Below are 12,896 nucleotides of genomic sequence, written 5' to 3'. Positions count from 1 at the left end.
AATTTTTAGCAACCAACATACCCAAAAGAATGGATAGTTAACCAATAGTAAAAAAACAAAAATATATATATTATTTAAAAAATATACTTGAAAAATAAGCAGTACTTCCTTCAAATGGGGATGCGAAAAGCATCTTTATTAAAAGTTAAGCACAATGTGCGGAATTTTAGATGTTTAGTGGACTAAAATAACGTGAGTGCGATATAGGAAAGAGCGTCAAAGCTTGGCTTAGAAAATCTCAATTTATTCGCTAATTATACTCAGTCGAGAAAAAGATAATTTTGAGACATTTTTAGCCAGAATTAATGTTAAATTTAGATTAAGTAATCTAAGAGAATTACCCAACTCAAAAGGTAAAGTAGACTCGTTCAAAGAGGATCAAGTCCGCTTGGAAAATGCCAGACCTCTAGCTAAATTTAGTATATATGCAGGGCCAGGGTGACAATAGGGTAAACCTAGCTCTTACAGCCCCCACTCATAGTTAACAAAACATTAAACTTTAATGAAGATTTACTATGATATTTTATGAAGTTTCTATAATCTATATTTATGAGTATTTTATTCAAAAAAACACCAAAACGTAAGAAGAATATCTTCACTGCGATTGACATCGGCGGCAGCAAAGTATGTTGTGCAATTGCCAAGCTTGATGAGCGTGCGAGCGGCGAAAATCTTAAAATAATCGGGCTTGGTTACCAAGTTTCCCGCGGGATCAAGAATGGCACTATCACAAATTTAGAGGAGCTGGAAGATTCGATTTTAAATGCAGTTCATTCAGCAGAGCAAATGGCTGGGGATACGATTGAAGAAGTGTATGTTAATTTAGCAGCGTCATGCACGAAATCTCACACAGTTGATGTGGAGATTGCGCTTAACGGTCAAGTGATTAGTGATATTCAAATTCGCCAATTGATGGCATTAGGGCGTGCGTCTTTTGTGAATCCCTATTCGCAAATTATTCACGTTTTGCCGATTGCTTATGCCTTGGACGATGTTGAAGGTATTAAGGATCCCCGTGGACTTGTTGGCCAAAAAATCACCGCTAGCCTGCATATTGTATCGGCGCAATTATCGTTGATGCAAAATATTGCCAACTGCATTGGTCGCTGTCATTTAGATGTCAGCGGCTTTGTGGTATCCCCCTATGCCTCTGGATTGTCTATTCTAGACGATGATGAGTTAGAGCTGGGAGTTACAATCATCGATTTAGGGGGGAGTAATTCCAGCATTGCCTCATTTTTAGACGGTGCACTTGTGCATATTGATAGCATTCCCATCGGGGGATCCCATATCACTAGTGATATTGCGAGAGGTTTATCAACTCCTCTCGTGCAGGCTGAGCGTCTTAAAACTTTATATGGTACCACTATTTTCTCGTCCTCAGATGATAGAGAAACGATCCTGGTTCCCCAGCTGGGAGAGGGAATGCATCAGATTACAAACCAGGTCCCGAAGTCGCTGTTGACGCAAATAATCCGCGCTCGGGCAGAAGAGATGCTGGAGATGATCTGGAAGCGATTACAGCATTCGGGAATGGATCGCCTTGTGTGCCAGCGTGTGGTATTGACTGGCGGGGGTAGCCAGCTGCCAGGAATTCGGGAACTTGCCTCCAACATTTGGGGCAAACAAATCCGAATTGGCTATCCAAAGGGAATTGTGGGAGGCAGTGATATTGTCTCAACGCCCATGTTTTCAACCTGTGGGGGGCTCCTTAAATTTGCCTTGCGGGACTATATTGGAGATGAAAGTCAAATAAGTCCAGTTTATGACGATGGAGCAATTTTGACGCGGATTATGGGATGGATTCGCGAGAATTTCTAAAGTGAAAAAAGGGGATTAGATCTCTTTTGAAAGAGGCCTCTTGCATGATGAGATGGGACGACTTAAGATATTCATAAGATAGATAAAATTGTATAAATTGTATTTTGTTTGACGCATGTTATATACTTAAAATACTTAAAGAGGCAACATTATGGCCAGTAGATTTGAAGGTGGCATTTATCTTTGCGCCATGCGAATAGCAGGGGCCCTGTAATGAGTGTTAAAATGAAAATGGGTCCAAAGATGCGAAGGCAGAACTCGACTTCTTCAGGTATTTTGGGTATATAAGGAACAAAATTAATCACAAGAGTTCTTATAAGAGGGTAAAGCGGAAATGCAGATAGATTTAAAACCACGAATAACCGTTGTAGGTGTTGGCGGCGCCGGTGGCAACGCGGTCAATAATATGATTCGTGCAAAATTAGAAGGCGTCGAATTTATCGTCGCTAATACGGATGCTCAAGCGCTTACCCAATCTTTAGTTCCCTCAGAGCGGCGTATTCAATTAGGGTTGAATGTAACTCAAGGCCTTGGGGCTGGTTCTAAACCGGACGTTGGGCGCTCCTCTGCAGAAGAATCAATGGATGAAGTGATAAATCATCTTCAGGGCAGCAATATGGTTTTCATCACCGGCGGCATGGGTGGTGGAACGGGCACTGGTGCAGCACCGGTTATCGCTCGGGCGGCTCGGGAGTCTGGTATTTTGACTGTTGGCGTTGTGACAAAACCTTTCCACTTTGAAGGAACTCACAGGACTCGCACTGCAGAAAAGGGGATTGAGGAATTACAACAATATGTTGATACCCTCATCATTATTCCGAACCAAAATCTTTTCCGGATTGCCAATGAGCGGACGACATTTGCGGATGCCTTTAAAATGGCAGATGATGTGTTGTATTCGGGTGTGCGTGGTGTAACCGATTTGATGATGATGCCTGGTTTGATTAATCTTGACTTTGCTGACATTCGGGCTGTTATGGCTGAAATGGGCAAAGCGATGATGGGAACAGGTGAGGCACAAGGCGAACGACGTGCTCTTGATGCCGCAGAGGCAGCGATTTCTAACCCGTTGCTGGATGATGTTTCGATGAGTGGTGCTCGTGGTGTCTTGATCAACATCACTGGTGGCTTTGACATGACGCTGTACGAAGTAGACGAGGCAGCAAATCGTATCCGTGATGAAGTGGATCCTGAAGCCAACATTATTTTCGGTTCTACTTTTGATGAAAAATTGAATGGAACAATCCGGGTTTCTGTTGTCGCAACAGGAATTGGTCATGTAAAAGCAGTTCAACCAGCCATTGCTCCCACTATGCAAGCACGAACTGAACCTACTCTTAATAATAGCTTTGCTTCGCGTGATTTTGGGTTTGCTTCAACGGCTTTTACACCAAAACCGCAAGCACCTGCAGAAGTGCCCAAAGCCTTTGTTGAAGAAACTCAAGCAGCACATGTTGTAGAGGCAATTGCGCCAATGCCTACTGAAATAGAAACAGCCGAAGTGCAAACGAAGACGTTGATCGATGAAATTGTTGAAGAGCTCAAGGAAGAAGTTGTGGCAGAAACAGCAGTTTATCATAATGAAGGGGTAAGGAATGACTTCCAACCGGCGACACCACACAATCTGAAAGTATCATCTGAACCCCAAGTTGAACGGAAGAAAGCAACCTCTTTGTTTGAAAGGTTTACTGGCGTTTCTCGCAAAACAGCAACTCCAGCAGAGCCAAAATCCCAGGTTTCAATGATTTCAACTGCAGATTCAGCCTCAGAGGTTGACTCTGATGTCCTTGAAATTCCTGCCTTCTTGCGTCGTGGCAACAAGGGATAATATTTATTTTAGATTCTATTAAAAAGTCAGCTTACCTGCTGGCTTTTTAATTAAAATTTCTCTATGCGCCATTCACGTGCAGTCTAAATTACTCTAAATAAAAATCACCAGCTAATATTAACAAAATTTTAGGACAAAATTTCTATCATCAAAGAAAGAAATAGACTGTTAACATGGCTGGAGTACGAAAATGAAAAATTTCTTAAAAATATGTCTTTTTTTGATAGGAGCCGCTTCTACAGCGGGGGCAGATACTATTCCACAATACGGGAGAGCAGGGCAGCTTCAAGTTGGTTATTATGGTGATAATGCAGGGAACCCTCCTGCTACAAAAGTACCGGGAGGAAATGTTTTTATCGCAAAATCCAGTGGCTTTCCTTCCATAGATTTTGTAAAGCGTTTTGGTAAGCATTGTACCAGCCATAGAAATATGATTGGTCGTTCGGTCAATGGTTTATGCGATGACGTAGGTGTTTGTAATCCCGAACAATATAAAGCTTGTTATAAAAATTGTATCCAAGACCGTAAAAAAGAAGATGAGAAAACAATGTATATCTTCCAAAAATTAGCTGCTTGTAAAGTAGATCGTTCAGATAAAAATCTCGCAATTATTCAAGATCAGGCAGTTTTACGCATTAATCAAGCGAAAAGGACTCAAATAAAAAGCCAAACTTTTACCACGGATGCAGACAGCTATAAAGCTCAAAGGGCAGAGGGAGTTCGTGATATTAAGAAGTCATACAATCCTCTCTCTGCGAATTGTACCAGTCATAAGAATAAGTTTGGTTTTATGACTAAGGGTATTTGTGATGCGGATGACCGTTGCAAAACAGCAAAGTACAAAAAATGTTATAGTGAATGTGTGCTGGGACGTCCGGTAGATTATAAAACTTTTGCGATTTTGAAGCAACTTGTAACTTGCCGAGTCAATGAGTCAGATTTGGAACTGGGAGACATTGCGAAAGAGGTCCATAAAAAGTACAATGATTATGAAATTTCGCAGGCTTCAACCCTATTGAGAAAAACACCATCCAACAGTAATATGGGAGCAGCAGGCCAACAACAACCAGCTGGTCAGGTTAGACAAAGGTAAGCCGGAAGATAGGGGGTTTTCTTGCAACTAGAAAAGGGGGTATTAAGCCCCCTTTTTTGTGTAAAAATCAGATCTAAACCTGCATAATATCTTTTTGTTTAGAGACAAGTTGCTCATCGATTTTTTTGATGCGGGCATCCGTTAATTTTTGGACATCATCGGAAAGACGATGATGTTCATCTTCTGAAATATCGCCGTCTTTTTCAAGCTTCTTCAGCATTTCCATGGCGTCACGGCGGACATTCCGAACGCTGATTTTTGCTTCTTCAGCATACTTTGAAGCAACTTTAGTTAGTTCTTGGCGGCGTTCTTCTGTCAGCGGAGGAAGAGGGATGCGAACAGTTTGACCATCAGTAACAGGATTGAGTCCTAAACCAGCATCACGAATTGCTTTCTCCACATTTTTCACCATGGACTTATCCCAAACTTGCACTGTCAAAAGGCGTGCTTCAGGCGCGGAGATGTTTCCAACTTGGTTGATAGAAGAAAGTGATCCATAAGATTCCACCTTCACACCATCCAAAAGGTTGACTGAGGCGCGGCTGGTTCTAAGACCTGTAAACTCGCGAGTAAGCGCTTCTAAGGCGCCATCCATGCGGCGTCCAATTTCTTCTAAACGTTTGTCTGACATGGTTAAACCTCTTATTCTGTTACTAGTGTATGTTTTGCAGTTCCCTCAAGTACTTTAAGGAAGCTATCATTCTCATAGATAGAAAAAACTGCAAGGGGAAGATTGTGTTCTTGCACAAGAGCCACAGCTGTTGCGTCCATCACTTCCAGTTTTTGTGAGAGAAGATTTGAATAACTAAGCCTATCATAGTGAATTGCATCGGGATAAATCTTAGGATCTTTATCATAAACGCCATCCACTTTTGTTGCCTTAAGCAGTAGATCACATCCCATTTCAAGAGCGCGTAAAGCTGCTGCAGTATCTGTGGTGAAAAAAGGGTTGCCGGTACCTGCCGCAAAAATCACGACGCGTCCTTTTTCCATGTGCCGTATAGCACGTCTCCGAATATAAAATTCTCCGATAGCTTGCATCGGAATAGCAGTCATAACGCGGCACAACATTCCTTCATGCTCAATGGCATTTTGTAAAGCAAGTGCATTAATAACCGTAGCCAACATCCCCATATGGTCGGAAGTAGCACGGTCAATTCCATGAGATTTGCTCCCAGAAACACCGCGATAAATATTGCCACCGCCAATCACAATACAAACATCTATGCCAAGGTTAACAACATTGCGAATATCATTCGCAACTTTATTGAGCATTCCTTGATTAATTCCTTGGTGTTGCCCCGGGGTAAGGCTTGATAAGGCTTCACCTGAAATTTTTAATAAGACACGTTTATATTTTTGATGATCTAACATGAGTGATAGTTGAGTCTTCTAAGTTGGGGACATCGAATTTTTTCAGAATACCAGTTTCTTTGTCGAAAAGATAGGAGGGGGAAATCCCCCCCCCCCTGCAATTTAGGCTAGGTAAAGGAAAATTGAAAGAAGCCCATTTTGGATGTTTTGCCTATAAATTTCTCCAACTTTCTCAAAATAGATAAACTATTCCCTCGTACGTTGGTTTCATTTCCGGCTAAAAACATCTCAAAATCATCCTCATTAAATTTCTTTTACAGAATCTATCGATTACCAGATGCTTGGGCCTGAACTTCTGCTGCAAAATCTGATTCTTCTTTTTCAATGCCTTCACCAAGTGCATAGCGGACAAAGCCTGCAACCTTAATTGGGGCGCCAATTTCTTTAGCTGTGTTTTCAACAACTTGTGAGATTTTCAATTTGCTATCCATGACAAAAGCTTGTTCAAGGAGAACAATTTCTTCATAGAATTTTGAGACGCGACCTTCAACCATTTTTTGGATGATTTCCTCAGGGCGACCAGAAGCACGTGCTTGCTCAATCAAAATATTTTTTTCGCGTTCCAATAAGGACGGGGCAACATCAGAAATTTGCAAGGCAACAGGAGCCGAGGCGGCAATGTGCATAGCAATTTTTTTACCCAATTCAGCCAATTTTTCTGTATCACCAGTGGATTCAAGAGCCACAAGAACACCAATTTTACCAAGGTTGGGGACAACAGCACTATGCATATATGAACTAACAACCCCATTCGTTACGGCAAGGTGGGTAAGGCGACGCAAGTTCATGTTTTCCCCAATGACGGCGATCAAATGGGTAAGACCTGCTTCTAGGGTTTCATGTTCACCGACTGCAGCTGTTTTTAGGCTGTCAATGGTGTGCTTTCCTTCCAATGCAACGGCTGTTGCTTGAGCAACAAAGTTTTGAAATTTGTCATTACGAGCCACAAAGTCTGTTTCAGCATTGATTTCAACGATGGTCCCAGTATTCCCCGCTGTCATTACGCCTACGAGACCTTCAGCAGCAACGCGGCCTGCTTTTTTAGCAGCAGCAGCAAGACCTTTTGTGCGAAGCCAGTCAATAGCTTCTTCCAAGTTTCCGTCTGTTTCTATAAGAGCTTTTTTGCAATCCATCATGCCGGCGCCGGTTTTTTCCCGAAGTTCACGAACGAGTGCTGCAGATATTTCAGCCATGGTATAATCTCCAATAAATGTAGATAGCTCCTCAACGTATGGATGAGGAGTATGAAAGTTAAATTAGGCGCCTTGGACGGCTGTCATTTCATCTTCAGGAAGATCTACAGCTTCACCAAGGTCAATACCTGCAGAAACCATTTCAGCTTGGAGACCGTCGAGAACGGCACCGGAAATGAGTTCACAGTAAGTTTTAATGGCGCGCAATGCATCGTCGTTTCCAGGAATCGGGAAGCTAACGCCTTCTGGTTCAGAGTTGCTGTCCAAGATCGCAGCTACAGGAATACCCAAACGACGTGCTTCTTGAATTGCAATTGCTTCTTTATTTGTATCGATCACAAAAATTAAATCTGGGAGACCACCCATATCACGAATACCACCAAGAGCCATTTCAAGCTTTTTGTAGTTACGTTCTAGATCAAGTGCTTCTTTTTTTGTCAAGCCAACAAGACCACCTTCAATGCGTTCTTCCATTTCTTTCATGCGTTTAATGGACTGGTTAACAGTTTTCCAGTTAGTCAATGTTCCACCCAACCAGCGATGGTTAATGTAGTATTGACCGCAGCGTTTTGCTGCTTCTTTAACAACTTCGGACGCTTGTGGTTTTGTACCAACAAATAAAACACGACCGCCGGCTGCAACTGTGTTGCGGACAGCTTCCATGGCACGGTAAAGCAAATTATTTGTTTGTTCTAGGTCGATAATGTGAATTCCGTTGCGGACGCCGAAAATGAACTCAGCCATTTTAGGGTTCCAGCGACGTGTGTTGTGTCCGTAGTGTACACCAGCTTCCAAAAGCTGACGCATTGTAAATGTTGGCATTGCCATAATTAAAACTCCTTTTCCGGTTATACCTCCACAGGGTTGGAAGCTGTTTTTAGTATACAAAAACAGCACCGGATGGCAAAAGCACCGACCCTGTGTGTGGATTTCTAGCAATTTCTAGCATATTACATAGCCTAATACAAGGCTTTTTCCCTTCTCGAGGGAGGGCCTACAAACTATAATTTATCTCTTAGAAAAGGGAGGAGTTTATTCTTCCATCCCATTTACGCAGCAAGGTCGTCGTTTATCTACTTGCAGAAATTTGGTGAGATTTGCAAGCAAATAGGGCCAAAATGAATTTGGGGAAATGAGAGGCGTAGTGCCTAGACCTACTTAATATTTAAGGAAACTAAAAAGTGGTAGACGCCGTCCTTTGTGACAAATAAGTGGAGTCAAGAAAAAAATCTGATGTATTTTTATAAAAAGGTATTTGAAATCTCGCGCTTTTTTTTCTATGGTGTGCACACAACGTGTTGAAGAATTTTAGGCTCTGTACCTATCTTTCTTCTTTATAATAATAATTAATTATGGACTGGGGTTGTCGGATGACTCGATCTGAGTTGATATCGAAGCTGTCTTTTATACATCGTGATTTAACGCAATCACAAATTGAGACAATTGTTAACCATATATTTAATGAGATTTCAGGGGCATTGACTTCTGGCGGACGTGTAGAACTTCGTGGTTTTGGAACTTTCTCTTTAAGAAAAAGGGAAGCGCGTGTTGGCAGAAACCCAAGAACCGGAGAAATGGTTCAGGTAGATAGCAAAGCTGTTCCGTTTTTCAAAAGCGGCAAAGAGCTAAGAGAAATGCTCAATACCGCAGGCAATTAAACAGGTATAGGGAAATTCTATGAACTGGCTAACAAACTTTGTCCGTCCCAAAATTCAGGCATTGATCCGCCGTAATGACGTTCCAGATAATCTTTGGACAAAATGCAGTTCTTGTGGTCATATGCTTTTTCATCGCGATTTGGAGCAAAACCTCCATGTATGTCATCACTGTAACCATCACATGCGGTTAACAGTGACGCAGCGTCTGAATCTCCTATTTGATGAAAAAACTTACACAAAAGTGCCATTGCCAAAAGTTTTAGCTGATCCGATTAAATTTAAAGATACTAAAAAATATACAGATCGCTTGAAAGAGTATCGCACCAAAACCGGTAACGAAGATGCGATGACGGTTGCTTATGGGAACATCTCTGGAAATCCTGTCGTGATTGCTGCTTTTGACTTTGGTTTTATGGGCGGTTCAATGGGAATGGCAGTAGGAGAGGCGATCCTTGTAGGTGCTGATCTTGCCGTTAAGAGTAAGTGTCCTTACCTCGTGATTCCTGCCTCTGGAGGAGCCCGAATGCAGGAAGGGATCTTGTCTCTGATGCAAATGCCACGCACAACCATTGCTGTGGAAAAAGTCAAAAAAGCGGGTTTGCCTTATATTACATTATTGACTGACCCAACGACAGGTGGTGTTTCTGCGTCCTTTGCCATGTTGGGTGATATTGCCATTGCTGAGCCGGGTGCCATCATTGGTTTTGCTGGCGCTAGGGTTATCGAAGAAACCATCCGTCAAAAGCTTCCTGAAGGATTTCAGAGAGCAGAATACCTTTTGGACCATGGCATGATTGATATGGTAACACATCGTCATCAATTGGCAAAAACTGTAGGGACTCTTTTAGGTCATTTAAGGTTCCAATCGAGTGGTCTAGCTTCATTATCTTACGTTTCCAAAACTTAAGTTATAAAAGCTAATTGATTCACAAATAATGTTGAGACATTTTAGCTGGAATTGAGGCCAAATTTCGCAAGAGCATTTCCCCATTTTTGCTGAACCCGCAAACGAGTTTCTAAAAGAATTGATGGTATAGTCCACCTATTTCGAGAAATTTGGGGAAATTTCCAAGCAGAAGAGGGCAAAATGGAGTTGAAGAAATTAGAGACGAGAGAGCTTAAGGAACTATTGAACTATTTCCAACGCATCCATCCACGGCAGACTGACCTCAATTTATCCCGGATGGAGCGGGTTCTGAAAGCCTTAGGCTCCCCACACACGCATCTTCCGCCCACTATTCATGTGGCAGGAACCAATGGGAAAGGCTCAACCATAAGCTATCTGCGCCATATTTATGAAGCAGCTAATCTCAACGTTCATGTCTATACATCGCCGCATCTTATTCGTTACAATGAGCGTATTCGCTTGAGTGGAAAGCTGATCACCGATGAAGCACTTATCTTTTTTTTGAACCAGGTGAAACAGGCCAATGAAAATCACGAGTTAACTTTTTTTGAGGCGAAAACGGCAGCAGCGTTCTTAGCATTTCAAGCACAGCCAGCCGATGTTTTATTGCTGGAGACAGGTCTGGGTGGCAGGCTTGATGCAACCAATATAGTTGACGCCCCGGTTGCCTGTGTGTTGACGCCAATTTCTATCGATCATCAGGACTTTTTGGGGGAGACTCTGGCAGAAATTGCTCAGGAAAAGGCCGGTATTATCAAGCGAGGGGCGAAAGTTTTCATCAGCCAACAGGCAATTGAAGTAAGACAGATTTTGATCGATAAAGCAAATCAGTGTGGGGCAGGGGTAGTTGAGCTGGATCTCACCCAAAAATACACATTTCCTCAGCCTCAATTGGCTGGAGAGCATCAAATTCAAAATGCACGCCTCGCAGCGGCTATTGCTTTTGAATTGAGAGATCAATTGCGTGTCACAGAAGCAGCAATTGCACGTGGAATTGAGAATACTCAGTGGCCAGGTCGACTGCAGAGATTGCCAGTAGGTGATCTTTGTCCGACCGACGATGTAGACGTCTGGATTGACGGGGCACATAATGAACATGGGTTTCGTGTCTTGAATAATTTTATCCACTCAATACAGGAAAAACGTCAACGTCCTCTTATTATGGGAGTGGCAATGCTGAAAAATCGGGATCCTGAGATATTTTTTAACATATTTTCTGAAGTGGTAGATGCGTTTGTTTTTATCGCTATGCATGAGGAGGAGCGCTTTCATGCCCCCGAATTCTTGGCCACTTATACTGAAAAAGCATCAGAAATTGTGCCTATTGAGCAGTTAAATAAATTTTTTCAAAAAAAACAAGTAGATGAACCTAGGATTTTTTTAACAGGTTCCCTATATTTGGTAGGAAAGGTTTTGGAATTAAACAAAACAACGTTAGAGTAATGGGAGTAAATTAATGAAAAATAAATCATTTTTTTGGTTGGGGATCGGTTTGTCGCCATTGGTACTGGGGTTCTGGTGGATGTTGCAAAATAAGCCCGAACCGGTAAGTCAAGTTGCTGAAGCTCCAAAAAAAACACTCGTCAGCATTGATTTTATTCCAGCAAAATTGAAAGAGCCTGTGCCTAATAAAGAATTTTTACTGTTGTCCGAGGACGACTCACAGCCGGATACAAAGAAAAAACTAGCAGACTTTGCTGGCAAGCCCATTATCGTGCACTTTTGGGCAACGTGGTGTGGCGCATGTGTTGATGAAATTCCAGAACTTGATAAATTTCAGGAAAACTTTGGTGATAATTTCCACCTAGTTGTGATTGCCTCTGATGAAACAAAGGGTAAAGCTGTTCGCGAATTCTATCAAGCTCATAAGATTAAAAATCTGTCGATTTTTATTGATGAAAAGGGAGCCCTTGCTCGCTCAATGAAAGTTTCTGCTTTGCCAACATCTATCTTTGTAAACACTAAAGGTAAAGAACTTGGTCGGATCATTGGCCCTGTCGACTGGTTAGGTGAGCCAGGTAAACTGTTGATGGCCCATTTATCTAAAGCAAAATAGAGAATGTTCCTTGAGCTGCCGGAGTTTTGTCTAGGTGGTTAGATAGTAAATGTAGCCGGAAATTGGCATTTTTTAAGCTGATTTCTGGTGATCTTTTATTGGTGCAGAAGACGATCAGAAGACAGCCTTCTTGAGCTAGGTCACTCTCGAAAAGTTTATTATTATAATTTTCCACACTTTCAGCGCATAAAGATAGTCCCATCCCACTGCAAGATTTTTTCCCGGCGGTTTTCCACAATTGTGGTAACTCCGCCAGAAATAGATTGAAATTGTTGTCTTTAATTGTCACCTTCACTATAGTCTTTGAGAAGAAATATCCAGAAATCTAAAGGATTAAAATCAATTATGGCAAAGCTTTTCTTTTATTATTCGGCGATGAATGCGGGTAAAACAACGACACTGCTGCAATCCAGCCATAACTACCGGGAGCGGGGAATGAATACTCTCGCATTTACGCCTGATTTTGATGACAGGTACGGTATTGGTAAAATCTCGTCGCGGATTGGTTTGCAAAGTAATGCTTATGCCTTTGCTACAAACTTTAATTTTTTTGACCACATTGCCCATCAGAAAAAAATTTTACCGAATCTAAAATGTATATTGGTGGATGAGGCCCAATTCTTAACCCGGAGTCAAGTGCAACAGCTTTGCCAAATTGTTGACCAATTAGATTTGCCAGTACTTTGCTACGGCCTTAGGACAGATTTTTTAGGTGAATTATTTGAGGGAAGTCGTTATTTACTTGGCCAGGCAGATGAATTGATTGAGCTTAAGACGATTTGCCATTGCGGCCGAAAAGCGATCATGAATGCAAGAATTAATGAGACAGGTCAAATGGTGCGCGAAGGGGCTCAAGTAGAAATTGGGGGCAATGATCGCTACATTTCCCTCTGTCGCAAACATTTTTTCCTGGGACACTCCCAACCTCAAGATAAATGCATTCTCGAATTGATAGCAGTGTGACTC

General features: G+C 42.0%; 13 protein-coding genes. 8 read left to right on the top strand and 5 right to left on the bottom strand.

Annotated elements, in window-relative coordinates; genetic code table 11:
* Positions 1 to 549: 549 nt before the first annotated feature.
* The 3 genes from ftsA (at position 550) to IG80_RS0101500 (ending at position 4,742) form a co-directional block, all read left to right on the top strand.
* Positions 550 to 1,821 carry a cell division protein FtsA gene (gene ftsA, locus IG80_RS0101510; protein ID WP_052045865.1) on the top strand — a complete coding sequence of 424 codons (1,272 nt, stop codon included), beginning with the start codon at positions 550 to 552 and terminating at the stop codon, positions 1,819 to 1,821.
* Between the two features lie 334 nt (positions 1,822 to 2,155).
* Positions 2,156 to 3,649 (top strand): cell division protein FtsZ, encoded by a 1,494-nt coding sequence (ftsZ, locus tag IG80_RS0101505; RefSeq protein ID WP_032112296.1) that lies wholly within the window; start codon positions 2,156 to 2,158, stop codon positions 3,647 to 3,649.
* A 190-nt stretch (positions 3,650 to 3,839) separates the two neighbouring features.
* Positions 3,840 to 4,742, top strand: coding sequence for a hypothetical protein (locus IG80_RS0101500; RefSeq protein WP_032112295.1), 903 nt, complete (start codon positions 3,840 to 3,842; stop codon positions 4,740 to 4,742).
* A gap of 73 nt (positions 4,743 to 4,815) precedes the next feature.
* On the opposite strand, the gene frr is transcribed toward IG80_RS0101500, so the two are convergent.
* The 4 genes from frr to rpsB form a co-directional block, all read right to left on the bottom strand.
* A complete protein-coding gene (frr, locus tag IG80_RS0101495; protein ID WP_032112294.1) occupies positions 4,816 to 5,373 on the bottom strand; it encodes a ribosome recycling factor in 558 nt (185 codons plus the stop codon).
* Positions 5,374 to 5,384: 11 nt separating this feature from the next.
* Entirely contained in the window at positions 5,385 to 6,116 is a 732-nt protein-coding gene (gene pyrH / locus IG80_RS0101490) for a UMP kinase (protein ID WP_032112293.1), read from the bottom strand.
* Between the two features lie 263 nt (positions 6,117 to 6,379).
* On the bottom strand, positions 6,380 to 7,309 hold the full coding sequence (tsf, locus tag IG80_RS0101485; RefSeq protein ID WP_032112292.1) for a translation elongation factor Ts: 930 nt from the start codon (positions 7,307 to 7,309) through the stop codon (positions 6,380 to 6,382).
* A 63-nt stretch (positions 7,310 to 7,372) separates the two neighbouring features.
* Entirely contained in the window at positions 7,373 to 8,137 is a 765-nt protein-coding gene (gene rpsB / locus IG80_RS0101480; RefSeq protein ID WP_034418688.1) for a 30S ribosomal protein S2, read from the bottom strand.
* A 542-nt stretch (positions 8,138 to 8,679) separates the two neighbouring features.
* On the opposite strand from rpsB, the gene IG80_RS0101475 reads away from it, so the two are divergent.
* From IG80_RS0101475 to IG80_RS0101460, 4 genes are all read left to right on the top strand, one after another.
* Positions 8,680 to 8,967, top strand: a complete 288-nt coding sequence (locus IG80_RS0101475) for an integration host factor subunit beta (RefSeq protein WP_032112291.1) — start codon at positions 8,680 to 8,682, stop codon at positions 8,965 to 8,967.
* Between the two features lie 19 nt (positions 8,968 to 8,986).
* Positions 8,987 to 9,874, top strand: coding sequence for an acetyl-CoA carboxylase, carboxyltransferase subunit beta (accD, locus tag IG80_RS0101470; RefSeq protein ID WP_032112290.1), 888 nt, complete (start codon positions 8,987 to 8,989; stop codon positions 9,872 to 9,874).
* A 180-nt stretch (positions 9,875 to 10,054) separates the two neighbouring features.
* Positions 10,055 to 11,317, top strand: a complete 1,263-nt coding sequence (locus tag IG80_RS0101465; RefSeq protein WP_032112289.1) for a bifunctional folylpolyglutamate synthase/dihydrofolate synthase — start codon at positions 10,055 to 10,057, stop codon at positions 11,315 to 11,317.
* Positions 11,318 to 11,330: 13 nt separating this feature from the next.
* Positions 11,331 to 11,930 (top strand): TlpA family protein disulfide reductase, encoded by a 600-nt coding sequence (locus IG80_RS0101460; RefSeq protein WP_052045864.1) that lies wholly within the window; start codon positions 11,331 to 11,333, stop codon positions 11,928 to 11,930.
* Here the strand turns inward: IG80_RS0101460 and IG80_RS0101455 are convergent.
* Positions 11,917 to 12,219 carry a hypothetical protein gene (locus IG80_RS0101455; protein ID WP_156961991.1) on the bottom strand — a complete coding sequence of 101 codons (303 nt, stop codon included), beginning with the start codon at positions 12,217 to 12,219 and terminating at the stop codon, positions 11,917 to 11,919. The two genes, IG80_RS0101460 and IG80_RS0101455, sit on opposite strands and share 14 nt — an antisense overlap.
* A 56-nt stretch (positions 12,220 to 12,275) precedes the next feature.
* On the opposite strand from IG80_RS0101455, the gene IG80_RS0101450 reads away from it, so the two are divergent.
* Positions 12,276 to 12,893 (top strand): thymidine kinase, encoded by a 618-nt coding sequence (locus IG80_RS0101450; protein ID WP_032112287.1) that lies wholly within the window; start codon positions 12,276 to 12,278, stop codon positions 12,891 to 12,893.
* The last annotated feature ends 3 nt before the right edge of the window (positions 12,894 to 12,896 follow it).

The organism is Candidatus Paracaedibacter symbiosus, assembly GCF_000757605.1.
Taxonomy (GTDB): Bacteria; Pseudomonadota; Alphaproteobacteria; order Paracaedibacterales; family Paracaedibacteraceae; genus Paracaedibacter_A; species Paracaedibacter_A symbiosus.
This window is presented reverse-complemented; position numbering and strand designations above follow the sequence as displayed.

Excerpts from the sequence above, each read along its gene's own strand:
- pyrH (WP_032112293.1), bottom strand. The coding sequence starts at position 6,116 with ATGTTAGATCATCAAAAATATAAACGTGTCTTATTAAAAATTTCAGGT.
- ftsZ (WP_032112296.1), top strand. The coding sequence starts at position 2,156 with ATGCAGATAGATTTAAAACCACGAATAACCGTTGTAGGTGTTGGCGGC.
- IG80_RS0101460 (WP_052045864.1), top strand. The coding sequence starts at position 11,331 with ATGAAAAATAAATCATTTTTTTGGTTGGGGATCGGTTTGTCGCCATTG.
- frr (WP_032112294.1), bottom strand. The coding sequence starts at position 5,373 with ATGTCAGACAAACGTTTAGAAGAAATTGGACGCCGCATGGATGGCGCC.
- IG80_RS0101475 (WP_032112291.1), top strand. The coding sequence starts at position 8,680 with ATGACTCGATCTGAGTTGATATCGAAGCTGTCTTTTATACATCGTGAT.
- IG80_RS0101465 (WP_032112289.1), top strand. The coding sequence starts at position 10,055 with ATGGAGTTGAAGAAATTAGAGACGAGAGAGCTTAAGGAACTATTGAAC.
- IG80_RS0101450 (WP_032112287.1), top strand. The coding sequence starts at position 12,276 with ATGGCAAAGCTTTTCTTTTATTATTCGGCGATGAATGCGGGTAAAACA.
- rpsB (WP_034418688.1), bottom strand. The coding sequence starts at position 8,137 with ATGGCAATGCCAACATTTACAATGCGTCAGCTTTTGGAAGCTGGTGTA.
- IG80_RS0101500 (WP_032112295.1), top strand. The coding sequence starts at position 3,840 with ATGAAAAATTTCTTAAAAATATGTCTTTTTTTGATAGGAGCCGCTTCT.
- accD (WP_032112290.1), top strand. The coding sequence starts at position 8,987 with ATGAACTGGCTAACAAACTTTGTCCGTCCCAAAATTCAGGCATTGATC.
- ftsA (WP_052045865.1), top strand. The coding sequence starts at position 550 with ATGAGTATTTTATTCAAAAAAACACCAAAACGTAAGAAGAATATCTTC.
- tsf (WP_032112292.1), bottom strand. The coding sequence starts at position 7,309 with ATGGCTGAAATATCTGCAGCACTCGTTCGTGAACTTCGGGAAAAAACC.